General features: G+C 71.4%; 21 protein-coding genes and 1 tRNA gene. 8 read left to right on the forward strand and 14 right to left on the reverse strand.

The features are described from left to right. Nucleotides 1–3: 3 nt before the first annotated feature. The 7 genes from OG622_RS39245 to OG622_RS39275 form a co-directional block, all read right to left on the reverse strand. The gene (locus OG622_RS39245) at nucleotides 4–1,038 is read right to left on the reverse strand and encodes a phosphotransferase family protein (protein ID WP_371581375.1); all 1,035 of its coding nucleotides are present in this window, start codon (nucleotides 1,036–1,038) and stop codon (nucleotides 4–6) included. 159 nt (nucleotides 1,039–1,197) lie between these two features. Further along, nucleotides 1,198–2,109: an MBL fold metallo-hydrolase gene (locus OG622_RS39250; protein WP_371581376.1), complete on the reverse strand. Its 912-nt coding sequence runs from the start codon at nucleotides 2,107–2,109 to the stop codon at nucleotides 1,198–1,200. A gap of 148 nt (nucleotides 2,110–2,257) precedes the next feature. Next, entirely contained in the window at nucleotides 2,258–2,554 is a 297-nt protein-coding gene (locus OG622_RS39255) for a hypothetical protein (protein WP_371581377.1), read from the reverse strand. 192 nt (nucleotides 2,555–2,746) lie between these two features. Continuing rightward, entirely contained in the window at nucleotides 2,747–3,079 is a 333-nt protein-coding gene (locus tag OG622_RS39260) for a DUF202 domain-containing protein (protein ID WP_371581378.1), read from the reverse strand. After that, complete coding sequence (locus OG622_RS39265; protein WP_371581379.1) at nucleotides 3,076–3,468, reverse strand: YidH family protein; 393 nt, start codon at nucleotides 3,466–3,468, stop codon at nucleotides 3,076–3,078. The genes OG622_RS39260 and OG622_RS39265 overlap by 4 nt, the downstream gene beginning before the upstream one ends. 51 nt (nucleotides 3,469–3,519) lie before the next feature. Further along, the gene (locus OG622_RS39270; protein WP_371581380.1) at nucleotides 3,520–4,035 is read right to left on the reverse strand and encodes an NUDIX hydrolase; all 516 of its coding nucleotides are present in this window, start codon (nucleotides 4,033–4,035) and stop codon (nucleotides 3,520–3,522) included. A gap of 130 nt (nucleotides 4,036–4,165) precedes the next feature. After that, nucleotides 4,166–5,062, reverse strand: a complete 897-nt coding sequence (locus OG622_RS39275) for a DMT family transporter (RefSeq protein ID WP_371581381.1) — start codon at nucleotides 5,060–5,062, stop codon at nucleotides 4,166–4,168. Between the two features lie 307 nt (nucleotides 5,063–5,369). Here OG622_RS39275 and OG622_RS39280 point away from each other — a divergent pair, with 307 nt between their 5' ends. The 3 genes from OG622_RS39280 to OG622_RS39290 all read left to right on the forward strand — a co-directional run bounded on the left by OG622_RS39280 (nucleotide 5,370) and on the right by OG622_RS39290 (nucleotide 8,502). After that, the gene (locus OG622_RS39280) at nucleotides 5,370–7,025 is read left to right on the forward strand and encodes an FAD-binding dehydrogenase (RefSeq protein WP_371581382.1); all 1,656 of its coding nucleotides are present in this window, start codon (nucleotides 5,370–5,372) and stop codon (nucleotides 7,023–7,025) included. Between the two features lie 84 nt (nucleotides 7,026–7,109). Further along, the gene (locus OG622_RS39285) at nucleotides 7,110–7,895 is read left to right on the forward strand and encodes a molybdopterin-dependent oxidoreductase (RefSeq protein WP_371581383.1); all 786 of its coding nucleotides are present in this window, start codon (nucleotides 7,110–7,112) and stop codon (nucleotides 7,893–7,895) included. Beyond that, complete coding sequence (locus OG622_RS39290; protein WP_371581384.1) at nucleotides 7,879–8,502, forward strand: cytochrome b/b6 domain-containing protein; 624 nt, start codon at nucleotides 7,879–7,881, stop codon at nucleotides 8,500–8,502. The genes OG622_RS39285 and OG622_RS39290 overlap by 17 nt, the downstream gene beginning before the upstream one ends. A gap of 64 nt (nucleotides 8,503–8,566) precedes the next feature. Here the strand turns inward: OG622_RS39290 and OG622_RS39295 are convergent, their stop codons facing one another. Both OG622_RS39295 and OG622_RS39300 read right to left on the reverse strand, forming a co-directional pair. Continuing rightward, entirely contained in the window at nucleotides 8,567–9,964 is a 1,398-nt protein-coding gene (locus OG622_RS39295; RefSeq protein ID WP_371581385.1) for a GntP family permease, read from the reverse strand. A 79-nt stretch (nucleotides 9,965–10,043) separates the two neighbouring features. After that, complete coding sequence (locus OG622_RS39300; protein ID WP_371581386.1) at nucleotides 10,044–10,562, reverse strand: gluconokinase; 519 nt, start codon at nucleotides 10,560–10,562, stop codon at nucleotides 10,044–10,046. Nucleotides 10,563–10,705: 143 nt separating this feature from the next. Between OG622_RS39300 and OG622_RS39305 the strand changes: the two genes are divergently transcribed. Beyond that, nucleotides 10,706–11,431, forward strand: a complete 726-nt coding sequence (locus tag OG622_RS39305; RefSeq protein WP_371581387.1) for a FadR/GntR family transcriptional regulator — start codon at nucleotides 10,706–10,708, stop codon at nucleotides 11,429–11,431. A gap of 10 nt (nucleotides 11,432–11,441) precedes the next feature. Here OG622_RS39305 and OG622_RS39310 read toward each other — a convergent pair whose 3' ends face one another. The 4 genes from OG622_RS39310 to OG622_RS39325 form a co-directional block, all read right to left on the reverse strand. Next, the gene (locus OG622_RS39310; RefSeq protein WP_371581388.1) at nucleotides 11,442–11,888 is read right to left on the reverse strand and encodes a YchJ family protein; all 447 of its coding nucleotides are present in this window, start codon (nucleotides 11,886–11,888) and stop codon (nucleotides 11,442–11,444) included. A 24-nt stretch (nucleotides 11,889–11,912) separates the two neighbouring features. Continuing rightward, complete coding sequence (locus tag OG622_RS39315) at nucleotides 11,913–13,295, reverse strand: M1 family metallopeptidase (protein WP_371581389.1); 1,383 nt, start codon at nucleotides 13,293–13,295, stop codon at nucleotides 11,913–11,915. A gap of 77 nt (nucleotides 13,296–13,372) precedes the next feature. Next, a complete protein-coding gene (locus tag OG622_RS39320) occupies nucleotides 13,373–17,248 on the reverse strand; it encodes a Pls/PosA family non-ribosomal peptide synthetase (RefSeq protein ID WP_371581390.1) in 3,876 nt (1,291 codons plus the stop codon). 282 nt (nucleotides 17,249–17,530) lie between these two features. Then, nucleotides 17,531–17,615, reverse strand: a tRNA-Leu gene (locus OG622_RS39325). A 197-nt stretch (nucleotides 17,616–17,812) separates the two neighbouring features. Between OG622_RS39325 and OG622_RS39330 the strand changes: the two genes are divergently transcribed. From OG622_RS39330 to OG622_RS39340, 3 genes are all read left to right on the forward strand, one after another. Then, nucleotides 17,813–19,138: a M20/M25/M40 family metallo-hydrolase gene (locus tag OG622_RS39330; RefSeq protein WP_371581391.1), complete on the forward strand. Its 1,326-nt coding sequence runs from the start codon at nucleotides 17,813–17,815 to the stop codon at nucleotides 19,136–19,138. A gap of 218 nt (nucleotides 19,139–19,356) precedes the next feature. Continuing rightward, entirely contained in the window at nucleotides 19,357–19,590 is a 234-nt protein-coding gene (gene chpH / locus OG622_RS39335) for a chaplin ChpH (RefSeq protein ID WP_371581392.1), read from the forward strand. Nucleotides 19,591–19,720: 130 nt separating this feature from the next. Beyond that, on the forward strand, nucleotides 19,721–20,713 hold the full coding sequence (locus OG622_RS39340) for a chaplin (protein ID WP_371581393.1): 993 nt from the start codon (nucleotides 19,721–19,723) through the stop codon (nucleotides 20,711–20,713). Nucleotides 20,714–20,782: 69 nt separating this feature from the next. On the opposite strand, the gene OG622_RS39345 is transcribed toward OG622_RS39340, so the two are convergent. Then, entirely contained in the window at nucleotides 20,783–20,971 is a 189-nt protein-coding gene (locus OG622_RS39345; RefSeq protein ID WP_005485166.1) for a DUF5703 family protein, read from the reverse strand. A gap of 48 nt (nucleotides 20,972–21,019) precedes the next feature. Between OG622_RS39345 and OG622_RS39350 the strand changes: the two genes are divergently transcribed. After that, nucleotides 21,020–21,697: a hypothetical protein gene (locus tag OG622_RS39350; protein ID WP_371581394.1), complete on the forward strand. Its 678-nt coding sequence runs from the start codon at nucleotides 21,020–21,022 to the stop codon at nucleotides 21,695–21,697. The last annotated feature ends 191 nt before the right edge of the window (nucleotides 21,698–21,888 follow it).

A 21,888-nucleotide genomic window follows, 5' to 3' on the forward strand; every position in this document is an offset into this window, starting at 1 on the left:
GGGTCAGGCCTCCTGGGAGCCGGCGCGAAGAGTCGTCAGGCCGTGTTCGATGAAGACGGGGACCAGGTCGCCGATGCGGTCGAAGCCGCGGCCGACCGTCTGGCCGAGTGTGTACCGGTAGTGGATGCCCTCCAGGATCACGGCGAGCTTGAACCACGCGAACGCCGTGTACCAGGACACCGAGGCGACGTCGCGGCCCGAGCGTGCCGCGTACCGCTCGACGATCTCTGCGGGATCCGGGTGCCCGGCCGCCGCCGCGGTCGTGGAGACGGGGGATTCGGGCGTTGCGAGCGGCACGCTGTACATCACCAGCAGGCCCAGGTCGGTGAGCGGGTCACCGAGCGTGGACATCTCCCAGTCGAGGATCGCCCTGATCCGGTCGTCGTCACCCAGCAGGACGTTGTCGAGCCGGTAGTCGCCGTGCACGACGGTCGGGGCGGGGGAGTGGGGCAGTTGGCGCCCCAGGGCCGCGTGCAGTTCGTCGATGCCGGCCAGCTCGCGGTTGCGGGACGCGTCCAACTGCTTGCCCCAGCGCCGCAGTTGCCGGTCCAGGAAGCCCTCCGGGCGTCCGAAGTCGGCGAGGCCCACCTCGGCGGGGTCCACCGCGTGCAGCTCGACGAGGGTGTCGACCAGGCTCAGCACGGCTGCCCGGGTGCGCTCCGGGCCCAGCGGGGCCAGCTGCTCGGCGGTGCGGTAGGGGGTGCCCTCCACGAAGTCCATGACGTAGAAGGGCGCGCCGAGCACGTCCTCGTCACCGCAGAACAGCACGGGACGCGGCACCGGAACGTCCGTCGCGTGCAGCGCGCTGATCACCCGGTGTTCACGCTTCATGTCGTGCGCGGTCGCCAGCACATGGCCCAGCGGAGGCCGCCGTACGACCCACTTCGCGGAGCCGTCCGTGACCTCGTACGTCAGGTTCGACCGTCCGCCCTCGATCAGCCGGCCGGTGAGCGGGCCGCCCACGAGTCCGGGCCGCTCGGCGTCGAGCAGGGCGCGGAGCCGGTCGGGATCGAGACCTGGCGGGTGGTCTGGGTGCATCATCGCTCCTACACGCGGTTTACCGTGACCTGTCTCATGATGCCGACCGGTCGGTATGCCGTCCAGGGGGCGACACGAAAGTGATCGGAGTCTCGACGGGATCCCGCCGGAATCCGGCCGTACCCCGCCGGGGTACGGCTCGGGTCCCGGGACGGTCCGTCACGCGTGGCAGGTCATCATCTCCCCGCCGTTGACGGTCGCCATGTCGATGAACCCGGCGAACGGGTCGACGCCCTCGCCCTCCGGCTCCCCGTCCAGCTCGGCGTACGCCCGGCGCAGGTTCGCCACCAGCCGCTCGCTCTCCGGCAGCGCCGCGTACTCGCCGAGATCCGTGCTCCGGGCCGCCTCCAGTGGCGTCAGGCCCGCCGCGTGCGACTTCTCGGCCACCTCGCCCACGAAGCGCATGTACCGCTCGGCCTTGTCGAACGCGGACGGGTCGGTGACCGGCCCGTGCCCCGGTACGACGGTCTCGGCGCCCAGCTCGCGCAGCAGCGCCAGCGCCCGCAGTGAACCGCTCAGCGAGCCCATCAGGAAGAACGGCGTCCCGCCCTCGAAGACCAGGTCCCCCGCGAACAGCACCCGCCGGTGCGGCAGCCACACGACGGAGTCGCCGACCGTGTGCGAGACACCCGGGTGGATGACCTGGGCCTCGATGTCGCCGACGTGGAGCGTCACGCGGTCGTCGTACGTCAGGTCCGCGCCCTGGATGTCGACATCGCCGAAGTCGGTCTGCGGCCACAGCAGGTGGAGGTGGAGCCCGCTGGCGAGGGCCTCGCGGCGGCAGGCCGAGTGTGAGACGAGGGTGGCGGACGGCGTGAAGAAGCCGTTGCCGTAGGTGTGGTCCCCGTGGTGGTGGGTGTTGACCAGGAGGCGGGGCTTCGGGACGCCGGTCGCGTCGAGCGCGGCGCCCAGGGCGCGGGTCCTGCGCTCCGTCGCCGCCGTGTCCACGAGCAAGGTGGTGGTGCCGTCACTCACGAAACCGGAGTTGTTCAGACACCATCCGCCGTCCGGCTGTACATACGCGTACACGTCGCTCGCGAGTTCGACGGTGTACGGCTCTTCCGCGGTCATAGTGACCCCTTCATCCCCCGGATCGTCGCCAACTGGTGGTCCGAGCCTGCCAGTCGGCGATGATCCGGTGGAATCCGGGGTGCACGGAAACGGCGCGGGTGATGGCGCTACCGCTGGTGCCGGCACCAGCCGTCGGCCGTCGCCGCCGTCAGTGGTCGTCCCAGTGCCCGTCGTGGGCGGCGTGCCGGTGTCCGTCGTGCTCATAGTCCACGTGGTCCCCGTGCGAGACCGCCTGGTGCCCGCAGTCCTCCCCGTGCTCATGGGCGTGCCCGTCGTGCGTGGTGTGCCCGCTCGGCTCGCATTCGTCCCAGTGGCCGGAGTGCTCGCGGTGCAGATGCCCGTCGTGCGCGTAGTCGGTGTGGTCACCGTGCGACACGGCGGTGTGCCCGCAGGTGGGGCTGTGGGCGTGGTCGTGGACGGGGTGTTCCTGGTGCAGGGTGGTCATCGCGCTCACCTTCGGTGGTACGGGGGTGACATATCCAGGCTAGTCACAGAAGTCCCACTTCGACCTTTTTGAAACTCCCCGCACGCACCAGAACCTGCCCCCCGCTTCGGTTCGCTCGATCGCTCCTCGTCGCCATCGTCGCCCTCCGCCGGGTCCGGCCGTCCGGTGGTGCGGTGGCCGCAGGGTCAGATGTCAGGACACCAGGGCCGCGCCACACACCGCGAGGGCGATCACGCACAGGACGGCCGCCGCGGCCGTCCTGGGCACCAGTACGGGCGGGCGGGAGGCCGTCAGGGTGTCGATGCGACGATGGGCGAGCGCCAGGAAGCCCAGCCACAGCACCACGCACAGGGCCGCGGCCACCACTCCGGCCGCGGACGGCCCACCGTGCAGCGCGGACTTCGCGGCGAGCACGGTGATCACGGCGCCCGCGAGGGTCGTACGCCGCCAGGCGAGCCGGGTGCGCTCGGGCTGGAGGCCCGGGTCGCGGTCGGAAGACCCGGGGGGAGCGGACGGCGGGCTCACCCCTCCCACCCGAGCAGCACGACAGCGACCATGCCGACGGCGACCACGGCGACGACGAGGCCGAGCAACGCCGGGAAGCGGGACACCGGCAGATCCTCCCCGCGCCGCATCGCCCGCTCGCAGCGCACCCAGTGGTTGACCGCGCGCAACGCGCACAGCACCCCGGCGGCCAGCAGGGCGAGCGCCAGCCCGACGCGCCAGCCCCAGCGCAGGTCCGGCAGGAACTGGTCCACCGCGAAGCCGCCGCCGATGAGGGCGAGCGAGGTGCGCAGCCAGGCCAGGAAGGTCCGCTCGTTGGCCAGGGAGAACCGGTAGTCCGGGGTCCGGCCTTCCTCCCGGATCTCACCCGGGGCGAACCAGAGCCGGACGTTCTGTATAAATTCGATCACTCGCAGGACATTACCGGTCGGCCTCGGAGCGCAGGTCCGCCTCCCCGCGCTTCACCCCGCGGCCCCGCGCGCCCTCAGCCGCTCGTACGCCGCCACCCCGTCCGGCACCCACTCCCACTCGCCCAGCCGCCGCTCCACCTCGGCCTCCGCGAGGAACCCGTGCCAGGCGACCTCCTCCGTCTGCGGGTCCACCGGCAGCGCGCAGCGGACCTCGTACACCGCCGACCACCAGGTCCGCCCGGCCCCGTCGTCGTACAAGAACTTGAACAGCGGGTCCGGCCGGGGCAGCCCGGAGACACCCAGCTCCTCCTCGGCCTCGCGGAGCGCCGCGTCGTCGTAGGACTCGCCCGCCCCGACGACTCCGCCCACGAACATGTCGTACAGCGACGGAAAGATCAGTTTCGTGCCCGTCCGGCGATGCACGAACACCCGCCCTTCGGCATCCTTGACCAGCACGAACACGGCCCGATGACGCATCCCCCGCGCATACACCTCCCCCCGTGGGGCCTGCCCGATGACCTGGTCGCTCTCGTCCACGATGTCGAGGATCTCGTCGGCGGCACTCATGTCCCCATCCAAGCAGGGGGCGGGTGGAGCGAGGGTGCGGGTCGGCTGCGGATGGGAGAAGCACGGGGCGCAGCCCCTGCTTCTCAGGGGCGCGGGGAACTGCGCGAGAAGCCCCACTCAGCCGCACTCGCTACGCGACCCGCACTCCCGAGCTCTCCCGCGAACCCCCGGCGGAGCCGCACGGCATCGCCGGATGCATCCCGAGCAGCACCACCCCGACAACGATCCCCGTCAACCCGGCCGCCTCCCACGCCAGCGCCCCCGCGTCCATCCGGAGTCGATCCCCCAGGAACCCCACTCCGCACGCGATTCCCGCCAGCGGCTGCGCGGCGGTGAGCGCCGGCAGGGACATCCGCAGCGGCGCCGCCTCGAAGGCGCTCTGTACGAGCACGAGCCCGGTCACGCCGAGCAGCACGACCCCGTACGGCTGCCACGAGGTGAAGAGCCCGCCCCAGCCGGCTCCGGCGAACAGCTGCCCGCTGATCCGGGTGAGCGCGTCCTGGATGCCGTAGAGGAGCCCGGCCGCGACCGCGAGCAGCACCGGGGCCGCACTGAGCCGCGACCGCTTCGCGTACGCCGTGAGCAGCAGCGCGAGCCCCAGCATGACGCCGATGATCAGCCACTGCCGGAAGGGGCCGCCGACCGCCGCCCCGCCCTCCGGCCGCCCGGCGACGATGAACGCGGTGACGCCGCCCGCGAGCAGCACCAGCCCCGCCCAGCCCTGGCGGCCCAGCGGCTGACGGGTCTGCCGGCGGGACAGGGCGAGCGCGAAGAGCAGGTTCGTGGCGAGGAGCGGCTCCACGAGGGTGATCTCACCCTGGCTGAGCGCGATCGCGCCCAGAGCCATGCCGCACACCATCAGCCCGATGCCGCCGAGCCAGCGCGGCACCCGGATCAGGTCGAGCAGCAGCCGGGGCGAGAGGAAGTCGCCCAGCGGGGCGTGGGCGGCCGCCTGCTGCTGGAGAACGAAGCCGAAGCCCAGACAGCAGGCGGCGCCCACGGCGAGAAGAAGAACGAGAACCGACACGCGGAATACCTCGGGTCGTCGGACGGGCCGCGGTGACCGTCCCACCGGACGTCCCGCTCGGTACCCCGCCAGGGAGGCGATTTGTGCCTCGACGGGTGACCCGATACGTATTCGGACGACTGTAGCCGCCCCGCCGGAGGCTGTCCGTAAGAGGAGACACATCTCGGCAGTTGACTAGGTCACTCCTTCTGCCGAAGGATCTGGTCCAAACCTGCTGACCGGCCGGTAACAAAGCGTGGGGCCGTGCCTGGCCTGCTTCGGCCTGCCCCCGCTTGCCTGACCCGTTCCCCCGAGAGGACGTCCTCCAATGTCGTACGACGCAGATGTGATCGTGATCGGGGCGGGCCTCGCAGGGCTCGCGGCGACCGCGGAGCTCGTCGACGCGGGCCGCAAGGTGATCCTCCTCGACCAGGAGCCGGAGCAGTCGATCGGCGGCCAGGCGCACTGGTCGTTCGGCGGACTCTTCTTCGTCGACTCGCCCGAGCAGCGCCGCCTGCGCATCAAGGACAGCCACGCGCTCGCCCTCCAGGACTGGATGGGCACGGCCGCCTTCGACCGCGAGGAGGACCGCTGGCCGCGCAAGTGGGCCGAGGCGTACGTCGACTTCGCGGCCGGTGAGAAGCGGTCCTGGCTCCACCAGCAGGGTGTCCGGTTCTTCCCGGTGGTCGGCTGGGCCGAGCGCGGTGGCTACGACGCCAACGGTCACGGCAACTCCGTCCCCCGCTTCCACATCACCTGGGGCACCGGCCCCGGCCTCGTCGAGCCCTTCGAGCGGCGGGTGCGGGAGGGCGTGGCCCGGGGACTGGTCCAGCTGAAGTTCCGGCACCGGGTGACCGGCCTGTCACGCAGCGCGGGCGCCGTCGACACCGTCACCGGCGAGATCCTGGAGCCGTCGACCATCGAGCGCGGCCAGGCCAGCAGCCGCGACGTCACCGGCGCCTTCGAACTGAAGGCCCAGGCCGTGATCGTCACCTCCGGCGGCATCGGCGGCAACCACGACCTCGTCCGCGCCAACTGGCCGGAGCGCCTCGGCAACCCCCCGGAGAAGATGATCTCCGGCGTGCCCGCGCACGTCGACGGCCGGATGCTCGGCATCGCCGAGGAGGCGGGCGCCAACCTCATCAACCGCGACCGCATGTGGCACTACACCGAGGGCATCCAGAACTGGAACCCCATCTGGGAGAACCACGGCATCCGAGTCCTCCCCGGCCCGTCCTCGCTCTGGCTGGACGCCCGCGGCAAGCGGCTCCCGGTCCCGCTGTTCCCCGGCTTCGACACCCTCGGCACGCTCGAACACATCATGAAGACCGGCTACGACTACACGTGGTTCGTCCTCGACCAGAAGATCATCGGCAAGGAGTTCGCGCTCTCCGGCTCCGAGCAGAACCCCGACCTGACCGGCAAGTCCATCAAGGACGTCTTCATCCGGGCCCGCGCGGACGTCCCCGGCCCGGTGAAGGCCTTCATGGACCACGGCGTCGACTTCGTCGTCGAGAAGGACCTCGGCTCCCTGGTCCGCGGCATGAACGCGCTCACGAAGGAACCGCTGATCGACGAGGCCGAGCTGCGCCGCGAGATCGTCTCCCGGGACCGCGAGGTCGCCAACCCCTTCACCAAGGACCTGCAGATCATGGCGGTCCGGGGGGCCCGCAACTACCTCGGCGACAAGCTCATCCGCACCGCCACCCCGCACCGCATCCTCGACCCGAAGGCGGGTCCGCTGATCGCCGTCCGCCTGAACATCCTGACCCGCAAGACCCTCGGCGGCCTGGAGACCGACCTCTCCTCCCGCGTCCTCACCGAGGGCGGCGACCCGCTGGAGGGCGTGTACGCGGCGGGCGAGGCCGCCGGCTTCGGCGGCGGCGGAGTCCACGGCTACCGCTCCCTGGAGGGCACCTTCCTCGGCGGCTGCCTGTTCTCCGGCCGCACGGCGGGCCGCGCGGCGGCGAAGGCGACGGGCTGATCCGGGGCCGCGAAGGCTTACCGAATCCTGACGAATATCCGCCGCCACTGGCCCGACCGGGGCGGCGGATGGTCGAATCGATGGGTGAACCCTGAACATCCCGAAGCGCGGCAAGCGCCGACGGAGCACCCCGAAGAGCAGGAAGGCCACGCCGGTCAGGAATCCGAGCGGGGCAGACCCATCGGCCGCCGTGTCCTTCTCGGCACCCTCGGACTCGGTGCCCTCGGCGTCGTCTCCGCGCCCGTTCTCCAGCGCGGCATGGAGGCGTTCCTCGGCGAGGCGGCCCAGAAGGACCCCACCGGCCTGACCGGCCTGCTCCCCAACGGCGGCGGCTTCCGCTACTACTCCGTGACGTCGTCCGTCCCCCGCAGGACCGCGAGGAACTACCGTCTGACCGTCGGCGGCCTGGTCGACAAGCCCGCCTCGTACACCCTCGCCGACCTGCGGGCCCTCCCGCAGACCCGGATGGTCGAGGACGTCCAGTGCGTCACGGGCTGGCGCGTGCCGGACACCCCGTTCGAGGGCGTACGGCTCTCCGCGCTGCTGGACGCGGCCGGCGTGCGCTCCTCGGCGGGCGCGATCCGCTTCACCTGCTTCGACGGGGCGTACACCGAGAGCCTCACCCTGGAACAGGCCCGCCGCGCCGACGTCCTGGTGGCCCTGCGTATGCAGGACAAGGACATCAGCCACAACCACGGCGGCCCGGTACGTCTCTATGTCGCCCCCATGTACTTCTACAAGTCGGCCAAGTGGCTCTCCGGCATCGAGGTCACGGAGAAGGTGGAGCCCGGCTACTGGGAGGAGCGGGGCTACGACATCGACGCGTGGGTCGGCCGATCGAACGGGCGGGACGATGAACCGACGACTTGAGGTGGCACCCGTTCGGGCGGAGACACGCGTCCGGCGCTTCACGGCCGCCGAACGCTGGATCCACCGCACGACGGCCGCCCTGATGGGCATCTGCGTGGTGACGGCGGCCTGTCTCTACGTCCCCGCCCTCGCCGAACTGGTCGGCCGCCGGGCCCTGGTGGTCACGGTCCACAAGTGGACGGGCCTGCTCCTGCCCCTCCCGGTCCTGGCGGGCCTGGCCTCCCGCGCGTTCCGTGCGGACCTCGGCCGGCTGAACCGCTGGGGCCCGCACGACCGCGTCTGGCTCCGCGCCGCCCGCCGCCGCGTCCCGGGCGCACGCCCCGCCGCCAAGTTCAACGCCGGCCAGAAGCTCTACGCCGCCTGGATCGCCGGCGCCACCCTCGTCATGCTCGCCACGGGCCTGATGATGTGGTTCACCCACCTCACCCCGCTGATGTGGCGCACCAGCGCGACCTTCGTCCACGACTGGCTGGCCCTGACGATCGGCATCGTCCTGGCGGGCCACATCGGCATGGCCCTGGGCGACCCGGAGGCCCGCCGGGGCCTGCGGACGGGCTCGGTGAGCAGGGAGTGGGCGGACCGGGAACACCCGCTGTGGCGGCCTTAGCACCGGCCACGGCCGGGAGTCCCCGGTCCCGTACTCCCCGGATCACCAGGGACACCCGTACGCCCTAGATCACCAGTGACAACAGCATCACGAGCGCCCCCGCCACCACCGAGATGATCGTCTCCATCACCGACCAGGTCTTGATGGTCTGGCCGACGGTCATCCCGAAGTACTCCTTCACCATCCAGAACCCGGCGTCGTTGACGTGGCTGAAGAAGAGCGAGCCCGCGCCGATCGCGAGGACCAGCAGGGCCGTGTGGGTGGTCGACATGTCCGCGGCGAGGGGGGCCACCAGCCCTGCCGCCGAGATCGTGGCGACCGTCGCCGAACCGGTCGCCAGCCGGATCGCCACCGCGATCAGCCAGGCCAGGACGAGCGCGGGGATCGACCAGTCCTCGGAGATCTCCAGGATCATCCGGCCGACCCCGGAGTCGATGAGCGTCTGCTTGAAGCCGCCGCCGGCGCCGACGATCAGCAGGATGCCCGCGATGGGCGCGAGGGACTTCTCGACGGTCGACCCCAGCCGCTCCTTGGTGAACCCGGCCGCCCGCCCCAGCGTGAACATGCCCACGATCACCGACGCGAGCAGCGCGATCAGCGGCGAGCCCGCCACGTCGAAGACCCGCTGCACCATCTGCTCGGGATCGTCCACGATGATGTCCACCAGCGCCTTGGCCAGCATCAGCACCACCGGCAGCAGCATGGTCGCGATGGTCGCGCCGAACCCGGGCCGCTTCTCCAGCTCCTCCGAGGCACGCGCGGGAATCATGCGCTCGGGGACGGGCACGTCCACCCAGCGCGCCGCGTACTTCGAGAACAGCGGCCCGGCGATGATCACGGTCGGTATCGCCACGAGCAGCCCCAGCGCCAGCGTGACGCCCAGGTTGGCCTGCACCGCGTCGATCGCGACCAGCGGGCCGGGGTGCGGCGGGATCAGCCCGTGCATCACGGACAGACCGGCGAGGGCCGGAATGCCGATACGCATCAGCGAGTAGTTGCCGCGCTTGGCGACCATCAGCACGACCGGGATGAGCAGCACGATCCCGACCTCGAAGAACAGCGGCAGCCCGATCACGGAGGCGATCAGCACCATCGCCCACGGCATGGCCCGCCCGCCGGCCTTCGCGAGGATCGTGTCGACGATCTGGTCGGCGCCCCCGGAGTCCGCCAGCAGCTTGCCGAGGATCGCGCCCAGCGCGATGAGTACGCCCACCCCGGCCACGGTCGACCCGAGCCCGGTGGTGAAGCTCAGGATCGCCTTGTCCAGCGGCGCCCCGGCGAACGCGCCGAGCGCGAGCGAGCCGATGGTCAGCGCCAGGAAGGCGTGCACCTTGAACCTGGTGATGAGCACGACGATGACGGCGATGCCCGCCAGTACGGCGATGCCCAGCTGCGCGTGTCCCGCCGAGGTGATCGGCTCGACGGGGTCCGCTGCCAGCAGCTCGACGTTGAGTCTGGTCACGGTGAAGAATCCTTGGGGTGGGGGAAGTTGAAGGGGATGCAGAAAGAGGACGAAGAAGGGACGCCCAGGAAGACAGGGCCTACGACGTCGCCGGGTCGCGTCCCCGCAGCGCGGCGACCGCCCGCTCGGCGATCTCCTCGGGCGCGCCCGACACGTCGACCGTGACGCCCGCCTCGTCCGCCTCCAGCGGCTGCAACGTGGCGAACTGCGAGTCGAGCAGCGCCGTGGGCATGAAGTGGCCCTGCCGGTGGGACATCCGGCCCTCGATGAGCGCACGGTCACCGGCGAGGTGCACGAAGACGACTCCGGGCGCCGCGGCCCGCAGCCGGTCCCGGTACGCGCGCTTCAACGCGGAACAGCTGACCACCCCGCCGAGCCCGTCCCGGCCGTGGGCCCACGCGCCGATGGCGTCCAGCCATGGCTCCCGGTCCGCGTCGTCCAGCGGTGTCCCGGCCGACATCTTGGCGATGTTGGCCTCGGGGTGGAAGTCGTCGCCCTCGGCGTACGGAACGCCGAGCCGGGCCGCGAGCAGGGGACCGATCGTGGTCTTCCCGGTTCCTGCCACGCCCATCACCACGACGACATGAGGGGTACGCATCACTACCTCGCTGTCTTCGTCGACACCTGGGACGTCACCCGACGTCGACGACACTGAAACCCATTAGGTACGACTAATTCAAGCCCTCGACCCAAATAAGTCTGACTTTTTCTTCGCCCTTCCCTCCTCGTACCCTGATCCCCATGAGCACACCGGGCCGGGGGCTGCACGGCCGAGTACTGGAATCCCTCGGACCGGCGATCACCGCGGGCGAGTACCCGGCGGGAAGCGTGCTGCGCACGGACGAACTCGCCCAGACCTTCGAGGTGTCCCGCTCGGTGATGCGCGAGGCGGTCCGGGTACTGGAGTCCATGCACCTGGTGGAGTCACGCCGCCGGGTCGGTGTGACCGTCCGCCCGTCCGTCGAGTGGAACGTCTACGACCCCCAGGTCATCCGCTGGCGCCTGGCCGGCGCGGACCGTCCCCGCCAGCTGCGCTCGCTGACCGTTCTCCGCAGTGCCGTCGAACCGATCGCCGCGGGCCTCGCCGCGCGCTACGCCACGGCCGAGCAGTGCGCCGCGATCACCGCGTGCGCCATCGGCATGGTCGCCCACTCACGTGGCCACAAGCTGGACGGATACCTCCACCACGACGTCGCCTTCCACCGCCTGATCCTCACCGCCTCCGGCAACGAGATGTTCGCCCGCCTCGGCGACGTCGTCGAGGAAGTACTCGCCGGCCGCACCCACCACGCCGTCATGTTCGACGACCCCGACCCGGTCGCCGTCACCCTGCACGTCCAGGTGGCCGCAGCCATCCGGGAGCACGACGCCCCCAGAGCCGAAGAACTCACCAGGGAGATCACCACGGGCGCCCTCCAGGAACTCGACATCCTGGCGCCCAACGGCCACTCCCCGGCCGCCGGTTGACCGACAGGCCCTAGTCCAGGAACTCCCCGTCCACATAGACCCAGGCCCCGTCGACCCGCTCGAACCGGCTCCGCTCGTGCATCGAGCCGCCCCGGAACGAGGCGCGGAAGGTGACCGTGCCGGTGCTGTGGAAGGCCGAACCGTCGTGGGTGTCGAGGATTTCGAGGCCGGTCCAGCGCATGGTCGTGTCGAAGTCGACGGTGGCGGGCCGCGTCCGGGGATGCCAGCTGCGCAGCAGGTACGCCTCGTCGCGCACGACGAAAGCGCTGTAGCGCGACCGCATCAGCGCCTCGGCGGTCGGCGCGGCGGCGGCGCCGACGGGGAGGTAGCGTCCGCAGCACTCCTCGTAGGTCCGGGGCAGCCCGCAGGGACAGCTACCGGGAGCCGGCGGAGAGACCCGCGAGGCACTCTTCGACCTGGCCCTGGAACTGCTGCGGCGCGACGACATGCCCGCCATTGTGCACGCCCCGCGGGCCGTGCCCTACGCCGAGCCCGAGTTCGTCGGTGGGTACGGTGGTCGCGCCGGGACCACAGGGCCCTTCGGCGAGGGCAGCGGTGGCACAGCGGGCTCCCGCAGCCACGCCCTGAACAGGGCGTCCAGCGGCCCGTCCGCGTAGCGCCCGGCGTGGGCGGTGAAACCGGCCGTCGTGACGGCGCCGCCGCGATGGACGGTCGCCCAGCCGCGCAGCATCCGGAAGAACGCCTCGTCGCCGAGCGCGCAGCGGACCGCGTGGACGGTGAGACCGCCGCGCTCGTAGAGCCGGTCGTCGAACATCAGCTTCCGGCCCGGGTCGGCCAGCCGCAGGTCCTGGGGGAGTGCGGAGAGCTTCTGGTGCGCGCCGGCGGCCAGTTGGTGCGCCGTACGCCCGCCGGAGCGCTCCGACCACAGCCACTCGGCGTACTTGGCGAACCCCTCGTTCAGCCAGATGTGCCGCCAGTCGGCGATGGACACACTGTTGCCGAACCACTGGTGCGCCAGCTCGTGCGCGACCAGCCGCTCCGAACCCCGCGCCCCGTCCACATGGTTGGCGCCGAACAGCGACAACCCCTGTGCCTCGACCGGGACATCGAGCTCCTCCTCGGTCACCACCACCGCGTACTCCCCGAACGGATACGGCCCGAAGAGCTCCTCGAACAGCTCCATCATGGCCGGCTGCCGCGCGAAGTCCCGCGAGAACTCGGTGAGCAGGTCGGCCGGGATGTGCCCGTGCTGCGGCACCCCGCCCGGCCTCGGGTCGCCCAGCAGCACCGTCTGGTACTTGCCGATCGCCAGCCCGACCAGATAGCTCGACGTCGGCGCCGACTGCTCGTACACCCACGTCGTCGTGGACGCCTTCGCCGTACGGGTGAGCAGCCGCCCGCCCGCCACCACCTGGTACGAGGACGGCGTCGTGACCGAGATCTGGTACGAGGCCTTGTCGGCGGGCCGGTCGTTGCACGGATACCAGGACGGCGCCCCGACCGGCTGGCTCGCCACCAGCGCCCCGTCGGTCAGCTCCTCCCAACCGAGCCCGCCCCAGGGGCTGTTCACCGGCTTGGGATTGCCCGACCAGTGGACCTCGACCGTGAACGCGGCCCCGGGCCGGATCGGCTTCGCGGGCCGGATACGCAGCCTGCCGCCCCGGTGCGAGTAGTGCGGCGCCCGGCCGTCGACCCGTACCCGGCCGATCTTGAAGTCGGCGAGGTTGAGCTGGAACTCGGCGAGCGCGGCCCGGCCCGCTATGGCGTTGAGCCGCGCGGTGCCCGACAGCCGGTTCGGCCCTGGTCGGTAGTCCACAGCCAGCTCGTACCGATGCACCCGGTAACGGGAATCACCGTTCGCCGGGAAGTACGGGTCCGGACCCACTGACTGCTGAACCGCCACTGCCGCTTCTGCTCCCCGCTCCGCTCTCGTACGACGTCCATCGTCCCCCGAATCACCCGACGCCGCACGAGCCGCACTCAGCGGCGCCATGCTTCGATCGGGTTGCCCAGCCACCGGGTGTCGTCGGGAACGGACTCCGAGGCCATGACCAGCGACGCCGGACCCAGTGTGGTGCGGGCCCCGACCACGCTGCCGGGCAGGACGATTCCGCCCGGGCCCAGGGTGGCGCCCTCACGGAGCTCAACAGTATCCGTCCGCAAGATCCGGTCGTGGAAGAGGTGGGTCTGGAGCACGCATCCCCGGTTCACCGTCGCCCCGTCGCCGAGCGTGACGAGGTCGGTCTCGGGCAGCCAGTAACTCTCGACCCACACCCCTCTGCCGATGTTCGCCCCGAGCCCGCGCAGCCACACGTTCAGCACCGGCGTACCCGGCACCGACCCGGCCAGCCACGGCACGGCCAGCACCTCCACGAAGGTGTCCGCCAGCTCGTTGCGCCACACGAAACCGCTCCACAGCGGATGCTCACCACTCCGGTGCCGCCCCACGAGCAGCCACTTCGCGACGACGGACACCGCACACGCCAGCACACCCACCCCGAGCAGCACGACCCCGCCCAGCAGCCAGGCCCAGCCGCCCAGCACGCTCAGCGCCGCCACCGTCAGCAGCGCGAGGCCCGCCGAGCAGAACACCGGCACGATCCGGCACAGCTCCACCAGGGCCCGCGCCCACAGCAGCCGCGCGGGCGGCTCGTACGTCAGGCTCTGGTCCCCGTCCGCGGCCGACCGGGGCAGCCTCACCGGCGGCAGTCCCAGGTACGAGCTGCCCTTCTTGGCCTTCTTCGGCGTCGCGGACAACACACCCACCAGGCCGCCTTCCGGCACGGACCGGCCCGGCGCGGTCATCCCGGAGTTCCCGAGGAACGCCCGCCGCCCGATCTCCGCCCGCCCGATCCGCAGCCAGCCACCACCCAGCACGTACGGCGCGGTCAGCGTGTCGTCCGCGAGGAACGCCCCGTCGCCGACCGTCGTCAGACTCGGCAGCGCGAGCACGGTCGACACCTCGGCGCCCCGCCCGATCCGCATCCCGAGCAGCCGCAGCCACACCGGCGTCACCAGCCCGGCGTACAGCGGGAACAGCGTCTGCCGAGACCGGTCCATCAACTGCGTGACCGTCCACGCCTGCCACCCGACCCGGCTGTGCGTCGGATGCGTGCCCTCCCGCAGCCCCAGACTCAGCAGCCGTACGGCGAGGAGGAGCAGCAGCGCGTACGCCGCCCCGAACGCGAGCGTGGCCGGCACCAGCCCCGGCGCCGCACCCCGCAGGGCCTCACCGAGCCCGGCGTCCGGGGCCGCGAACAGGCTCAGCACGGCCAGCGCGGCGACCCCGGCGAGCAGCGGCAGCGCGGTCAGCCCGACCCCCGTCACGCCGTACGACACCCGCCAGAACAGGCCCCGCCGCGGCCGCTCCTTGGGCCAGTTCCGCTTCGCCTTGCCCAGCTTGACCGCCGGCGCCCCGGCCCAGCGCTGCCCGGTGGGAACCTGACCGACCACGGCCGACCCGGGCGCCACCTCGGCCCGCTTGCCGACCCTGGCCCCCGGCAGCAGCATGCTCCGCGTCCCGACGACCGCGTCGGCGCCCACCTTGACGGGCCCGACCTCCAGCCGGTCCCCGTCCAGCCAGTACCCGGAGAGGTCCACCTCGGACTCCACGGCCGCACCCCGCCCGAGCTTGAGCATCCCGGTCACCGGCGGCAGCGAGTGCAGGTCGACATCGGCCCCGATCCTGGCGCCCAGCGCCCGTGCGTACCGCTCCAGCCACACCCCGGTCAGCGAGGTCGCCCCGCTGAACTCGGCCAGCCGCTCGGCCGCCCACAGCCGCAGGTGCACGCTCCCGCCGCGCGCGTACCGCCCCGGCTCGACCCCGCGCAGCAGCAGCCGCGCCCCGCCCGCCGCGATCGCCAGCCGGCCCGGCGGGGTGTAGAACAGCGCCGCCCCGGCCGCCACGGCCCACCAGGGCGCCGTCGGCAGCCAGGCGTAGGGTCCGAGAAGGTTCCCGAGCGCGGCCAACGGGACGATCCACCGCAGGCCGAGCAGTGTGAACAGCGGCACGAGCAGCAGCAGCTGGACGAGGCGCGCCCGCACGGGCACGGGTTCCACCGCCCGGCGGGGCCCGTCCCCCTCGCCGGACGCCTCCAGATACCGGGCCAGCTTCCTGAGCGTGGGCCGCTGGTAGACGTCCACCACCGCGACTCTCGGATACCGGGTCCGCAGCCGGGTCGTCAGCTGCGCGGCGGCCAGGCTGCCGCCGCCGATCGCGAAGAAGTCGTCGCCCGCGCCGCCGACCGGGATGCCCAGCACCGCGGCCCACTGCTCGGCGAGCCACGCCTCGGTCCCGTACAGCTCCTCGGTCGGCCCGGCGGCCTCCAGCTCCGCCAACGGCCACGGCAGGGCGTTGCGGTCGACCTTCCCCGACGTCCGCGTCGGCAGCTCCACCACCGGCGCCAGCAGCGGCACCAACGCGGCCGGCAGCTCCGCCCGCAACCTCTCGACGGCCGCCGCCCGGTCCCACCCGTCCTGGGTGACCACATAGCCCACGAGCAGCTGGTTCCCGCTCCGCGCGGTCCGTACGGCGGCCGCGGCGCCCGCGACCCCGGGCAGCCCCTGCAGCGCGGCGTCGACCTCGCCCAGCTCGATCCGCCGCCCGCCGAGCTTGATCTGCTCGTCGGCCCGCCCGAGAAAGACCAGCCCCTCGGGCTCGGCCTTCACCAGGTCACCGCTGCGATAGGCGCGCTCCCAGCCCAGCGACTCCAACGGCGCGTACTTCTCCGCGTCCTTCTCGGCGTCGAGATACCGCGCGAGCCCCACGCCACCGATCACGAGCTGCCCGCTGTCACCCATCGCCACGGGCTCCCCGGCCTCGTCGACGACGGCCAGCTCCCACCCGTCGAGCGGCAGCCCGATCCGGATCGGCTCCTCGCCGGACATCAGCGAGGCGCAGGCGACGACGGTGGCCTCGGTCGGCCCGTACGTGTTCCAGACCTCGCGGCCCTCCGTCACCAGCCGCTGCGCCAGCTCCGGCGGACAGGCCTCACCGCCGAAGATCAGCAGCCGTACGTCGCTCAGGGTCTCGGACTCCCAGAGCGCGGCCAGCGTCGGCACGGTCGACACGACCGTGATCTCCTGCTCGACCAGCCAGGGCCCCAGATCGGCGCCGCTCCTGACCTGCGAGCGCGGTACCGGCACCAGACAGGCCCCGTACCGCCAGGCCAGCCACATCTCCTCGCAGGACGCGTCGAAGGCCACCGAGAGGCCGGCCATCACCCGGTCCCCGGGCCCGATCGGCTCCTCCGTCAGGAACAGCTCCGCCTCGGCGTCCACGAACGCGGCCGCGCTGCGGTGGCTCACGGCCACACCCTTGGGCTTCCCGGTCGACCCGGAGGTGAAGATGATCCACGCGTCGTGCTCGACCCCGGGACGCGCGGCGGGGAAGTCGGACGCGCCGTTCACGGTCAGTCGGTGTCCGGCCCCGACGACCGCCCGCACCTCCGCCTCCCCGAACACCAGCTCGGCCCGCTCATCGGGGTCCTCGGCGTCGACGGGCACATAGGCGGCCCCGGCGGCGAGCACCGCGAGGACGGCGACATACAGCTCGTTCGTGCCCGACGGCACCCGCACGCCGACCCGGTCCCCGAGCCCGACCCCCGCAGCCCCCAGCCGCCGCCGCAGGTTCTCCACCTCGACCGCCAGCGCGCGATAGGTCAGCCGCCGCTTCCCGTCGTCCAGCGCGGGCTCGTCCGGGTACGACCGCACGGACGCCTCGAAGACATCGACGAGCGTGCGCGGGGACGCCGCCGGACCGGCCGAGAATCGCGCCGCCCCGCCGAACCCCCCGGCTCCCTCCGCCAGCTCTCCGTCGAGCAGCGTCAGGTCAGGACTCTCGTACACGGCGGCCATCGGATCCTCGCCTCTCGAACCCGGACCATCCGGGGGCACCGATGGGCCCGCAGGTCTGCCTGGGGATATTTCCGTATCGGTACCGAACAAGCCCAATACTCTAGTGCTCGGGTGACTACGGCCTGTCGTGTCGGCCAAGAGGGGGCGACCACCAGGCGACCCGGAAGGGTGCGGGGCCGGGCTGTGACCTGGGGTTTTCCTGGTGGGGAGAGACGTCGCCCACATTTCGTCAGTCTAACGCGCGAAGGCCGCGACCTGATGGTCGCGGCCTTCGCCACTATGTGTCCGAGGGGGGACTTGAACCCCCACGCCCGATAAAGGGCACTAGCACCTCAAGCTAGCGCGTCTGCCATTCCGCCACCCGGACAAGGTGTCTGTCGCGCGGGTTTCCCCTGCGGCGACGAAGGAAACATTACCAGGTCTTCCAGGGCCCCCGATCACCCCGTCACGGGGGCGGCCGGGGCGTGAACGGCCTGTGACGGGCCGGTCCCGGTCTTGGGGCGAGCGGTGGGGCAGGAGGAGGATGAGGGGGAACCACCAGCAGCGACAGCGGGAGGAACCAGCGTGAGCGAGACGGACACGGGCAGGCGCGTGACCGGTGAGGACGAGGTCGTGGACCTCTGCCGCGAGCTGATCCGGATCGACACCAGCAACTTCGGCGACCACTCGGGACCGGGGGAGCGCAAGGCCGCCGAGTACGTCGCCGAGAAGCTGGCCGAGGTGGGGCTGGAGCCGAAGATCTTCGAGTCGCACCCGGGCCGCGCCTCGACGGTGGCCCGCATCGAGGGCGAGGACCGGTCGCGGCCCGCGCTCCTCATCCACGGCCACACCGACGTCGTGCCGGCCAACGCGGTGGACTGGACCCACCACCCGTTCTCCGGTGAGGTCGCGGACGGCTGTGTGTGGGGCCGGGGCGCGGTCGACATGAAGGACATGGACGCGATGACGCTGGCGGTCGTCCGCGACCGGATGCGCAGCGGCCGCAAGCCCCCGCGCGACATCGTGCTCGCTTTCCTCGCGGACGAGGAGGCCGGCGGCACGTACGGGGCGAAGCACCTCGTCAAGAATCACGCAGATCTCTTCGAGGGCGTCACCGAGGCGATCAGCGAGGTCGGCGGGTTCTCGTTCACCGTGAGCGAGCAGCGGCGGCTCTATCTGATCCAGACGGCCGAGAAGGGCATGCACTGGATGAAGCTGACCGTGGCCGGAACGGCCGGGCACGGGTCGATGATCCACCGGGACAACGCCATCACCGAGCTGTCGGAGGCCGTCGCACGCCTGGGCCGCCACCAGTTCCCGGTGCGGGTCACCAAGACCACCCGGGCCTTCCTCGACGAACTCGGCGACGCGCTCGGCACCGAGCTCGACCCGGAGGACATGGAGGGGACCCTCGCCAGGCTCGGCGGTATCGCCAAGCTCATCGGCGCGACCCTGCGGAACACCGCCAACCCGACACAGCTCGGCGCCGGCTACAAGGTCAACGTCATCCCGGGCGAGGCCACCGCGCATGTCGACGGGCGGTTCCTGCCCGGGTTCGAGGAGGAGTTCCTCGCCGACCTCGACAAGATCCTCGGCCCGAAGGTGCGGCGCGAGGACGTGCACTCCGACAAGGCGCTGGAGACCTCCTTCGACGGGGCGATCGTCGACGCCATGCAGTCGGCGCTGCTCGCCGAGGACCCGGCCGCGAAGGCGGTCCCGTACATGCTCTCCGGCGGTACGGACGCCAAGTCCTTCGACGACCTGGGCATCCGGGGCTTCGGCTTCGCGCCGCTCAAGCTGCCGCCGGAGCTGGACTTCGCGGGCATGTTCCACGGTGTCGACGAAAGGGTGCCGGTGGAGGGTTTGAAGTTCGGCGTGCGCGTGCTCGACCGTTTCATCGACGCGTCCTGATGTTCCGCGACGGGACCTTTCTGGTCCCTGACCGGTCCTGAACCGGCTTTGTTCTGTCCGGAATGGGGTGCTGAAACGAGACTTCAATATTCGGCAGCTTGTACGAAGATCGACCGGGTCGAGTGAATCGGACCATAAGCTCGTAGCTCCATTACTCCTTCCTCGTTACAGGTGGTGTGACTCGCTACTCGGGGTCGCTTTGCCAACAAGGAGGAATAATGCTCAAGAAGGTCGTCGCCGTCGCGACTGTCACCGGTGGTCTGGTTCTCGCGGGCGCGGGTCTGGCTGTCGCCGACGCCGGGGCCCACGGTGCCGCCATCGGTTCCCCGGGTGTCGCGTCCGGAAACGTCGTCCAGGTGCCGGTTCACGTCCCCGTGAACGTGTGCGGCAACACGGTCTCGGTGATCGGGCTGCTGAACCCTGCCTTCGGCAACACCTGCATCAACAAGTGACGTTGCGCCTCACTCGGTGAGGGTCTGAATAACCGTCGGCCCCGGAGTGCGCGCCATGCACTCCGGGGCCGACCGGTATCCCGGCAAGGTGTAAAAGATCAGAACATGGGCTAAGGCAGGTAATTCAGCAATGCGACAGGTCACCCGCAAAGGCCTCATGACGATGGCGGCCGCGTCCGGCGTCATCGCCGCGGCGGGAGGTTACGCGCACGCCGACTCCGGTGCGCAGGGCTCCGCCACCAACTCGCCCGGCGTGCTCTCCGGCAACACCGTGCAGGCGCCGGTGGAGGCCGAGGTCAACGTCTGCGGCAACACGGTGAACGTGGTCGGACTGCTCAACCCGGCGGCGGGCAACAAGTGTTCCAACGGCGGAGGCGGCAAGCACGCACCCGACGGCCATGGCGGCGGCGGTTACGGCGACGGCGGTTACGGCGAAGGCGGTCACGGTTCGTCGCACGGTGGCTCCCGCGCGGACGGTCACACCAGTGGCTCGCCGGGTGTGGCCTCCGGCAACACCGTGCAGGTTCCGGTGCATGTGCCGGTCAACGTGTGCGGCAACAGCGTCGACGTGATCGGTATCGGCAACCCGGCCACCGACAACGACTGCCACAACGGCGGGGGCGGCGGCTACGGCGAAGGCGGTCACGGTTCGTCGCACGGTGGCTCCCACGCGGACGGTCACACCAGCGGCTCGCCGGGTGTGGCCTCCGGCAACACCGTGCAGGTTCCGGTCGATGTGCCGGTCAATCTGTGCGGCAACAACATCGGCGTGATCGGTATCGGCAACGGGGTCACGGGTAACGACTGCGGGAACTCGGGCGGCGGAGGGGCGCACGAGAATCCGGGTGGTGGCCACCAGAACCCGCCGGGCGACTCCGAGGAGACGTCCCCGCAGGTACCGAACAAGCCCGGACAGCCGGGCGAGCCGGGCAAACCCGGTGGTGAGGTCCCCGGCGGTGACACCAACACCCCGGGCACGCAGACCGTCACCCAGCCCGACGACGCCGCGCAGCTCGCCCAGACCGGCGGTGACCTGCCGCTGGGGCTCATGCTCCCGGTGGGCGCGGGCGCACTGATCGGGGGCGCCCTGATCTACCGCAAGGCACGGGCCGCCGCTCTGTAGCCGGACCCGGCACGCACGAACGGAGCGGGCCCCGCACCAGCGGGGCCCGCTCCGTTTCACGCCGCCCACTCACCAGGTGGCGCGTACCTGGCGGATGATCCGTCGGCGCAACCGCACCCTTCGGCTGCCATCCCGCAGCAGGCTCAGTCGGTCCAACTCCCAGTGTCCGTACTCGGCATGGTCCGTCAGCAGACGTGTGGCGTCCTTGCGGGAAACTCCGCGCGGTACGTACACGTCGACAAATTCGTATTCCGGCATCGGTATCTATTGTGCGGGCTGGGGCCCGGTACGGATAGCGTCTGCCCTATGTCTGATGCTGCGCAGCCCACCGCTGCCGAGGTACGCGCCGCCGCCGAGGCGGTCAAGACCGCGCTCGACCGCCACCTGGCGGCGGTCGAACGCCGGTCGGGGGAGGACGACCCGGCCGTCTACGAGGCGTTCAACGAGCTGGCCGCGGCCGCCGAGGAGTACGACGAACTGCTCTACGACCGCTACGACGAGGTCACTCCCTTCGAGATCCCGGGCGGCACCGAGGACATGCCGCCGTACACCGGCCCCGAGGAACCCAACGCGCTCAGCGTGCTGATCCGCCGGGACTACACGGTGGCCGAGCCGCAGCGACTGCTGGCACAGGCCCAGCGGGTGGAGGCCGCGGAGGAGCCGGTCGGCTCCGACGGGGCGGCGGGCACGGTGCACGGTGCGCTGGGTCTGCTGTTCGGGGAGTTCGAGCCGGACGAGATCGCCTCCCGGCACAAGGAGTTCGGTCTGGAGGAGGGGGACTCCACGCTCTGGGTGACCGCCGCGGACGACACCGCCGAGCCGGGTGAGTGGCTGGAGGCACCCTTCGAAGGGGTCGATCCGCAGCGGGTCGTCTGCCGCTTCGACGTCAGCGCGGTCTTCGACGACGACGCGGAGGACGACGACCTCGACGACGACCTCACGCTCGAGGACGAGGAGCCGGAACCATCGGACGCGGACCGGTAGCCGATCTCAGGGCGCCCAGCGGCTGAGGGCGCCCAGCAGCTCAGGCCGCCCAGTGGCTCGGGGCGGCCGCCGCTCCGGCGGCCGCGGGGTTGTTCGTGGTTGCTCGCGGGGTTCCCCGCGCCCCTGGGAGCCGCCCCAGGGGCGCACTGCCGTTGTCCTGGCCGCGCCCCGCAAGCACCGGGCCGCGTCGC

It is taken from the genome of Streptomyces sp. NBC_01314, from assembly GCF_041435215.1.
Taxonomy (GTDB): domain Bacteria; phylum Actinomycetota; class Actinomycetes; order Streptomycetales; family Streptomycetaceae; genus Streptomyces.

Excerpts from the sequence above, each read along its gene's own strand:
- OG622_RS39245 (WP_371581375.1), bottom strand. The coding sequence starts at position 1,038 with ATGCACCCAGACCACCCGCCAGGTCTCGATCCCGACCGGCTCCGCGCC.
- OG622_RS39250 (WP_371581376.1), bottom strand. The coding sequence starts at position 2,109 with ATGACCGCGGAAGAGCCGTACACCGTCGAACTCGCGAGCGACGTGTAC.
- OG622_RS39255 (WP_371581377.1), bottom strand. The coding sequence starts at position 2,554 with ATGACCACCCTGCACCAGGAACACCCCGTCCACGACCACGCCCACAGC.
- OG622_RS39270 (WP_371581380.1), bottom strand. The coding sequence starts at position 4,035 with ATGAGTGCCGCCGACGAGATCCTCGACATCGTGGACGAGAGCGACCAG.
- OG622_RS39280 (WP_371581382.1), top strand. The coding sequence starts at position 5,370 with ATGTCGTACGACGCAGATGTGATCGTGATCGGGGCGGGCCTCGCAGGG.
- OG622_RS39290 (WP_371581384.1), top strand. The coding sequence starts at position 7,879 with ATGAACCGACGACTTGAGGTGGCACCCGTTCGGGCGGAGACACGCGTC.
- OG622_RS39300 (WP_371581386.1), bottom strand. The coding sequence starts at position 10,562 with ATGCGTACCCCTCATGTCGTCGTGGTGATGGGCGTGGCAGGAACCGGG.
- OG622_RS39305 (WP_371581387.1), top strand. The coding sequence starts at position 10,706 with ATGAGCACACCGGGCCGGGGGCTGCACGGCCGAGTACTGGAATCCCTC.
- OG622_RS39310 (WP_371581388.1), bottom strand. The coding sequence starts at position 11,888 with ATGGCGGGCATGTCGTCGCGCCGCAGCAGTTCCAGGGCCAGGTCGAAG.
- OG622_RS39320 (WP_371581390.1), bottom strand. The coding sequence starts at position 17,248 with ATGGCCGCCGTGTACGAGAGTCCTGACCTGACGCTGCTCGACGGAGAG.
- chpH (WP_371581392.1), top strand. The coding sequence starts at position 19,357 with ATGCTCAAGAAGGTCGTCGCCGTCGCGACTGTCACCGGTGGTCTGGTT.
- OG622_RS39340 (WP_371581393.1), top strand. The coding sequence starts at position 19,721 with ATGCGACAGGTCACCCGCAAAGGCCTCATGACGATGGCGGCCGCGTCC.
- OG622_RS39345 (WP_005485166.1), bottom strand. The coding sequence starts at position 20,971 with ATGCCGGAATACGAATTTGTCGACGTGTACGTACCGCGCGGAGTTTCC.
- OG622_RS39350 (WP_371581394.1), top strand. The coding sequence starts at position 21,020 with ATGTCTGATGCTGCGCAGCCCACCGCTGCCGAGGTACGCGCCGCCGCC.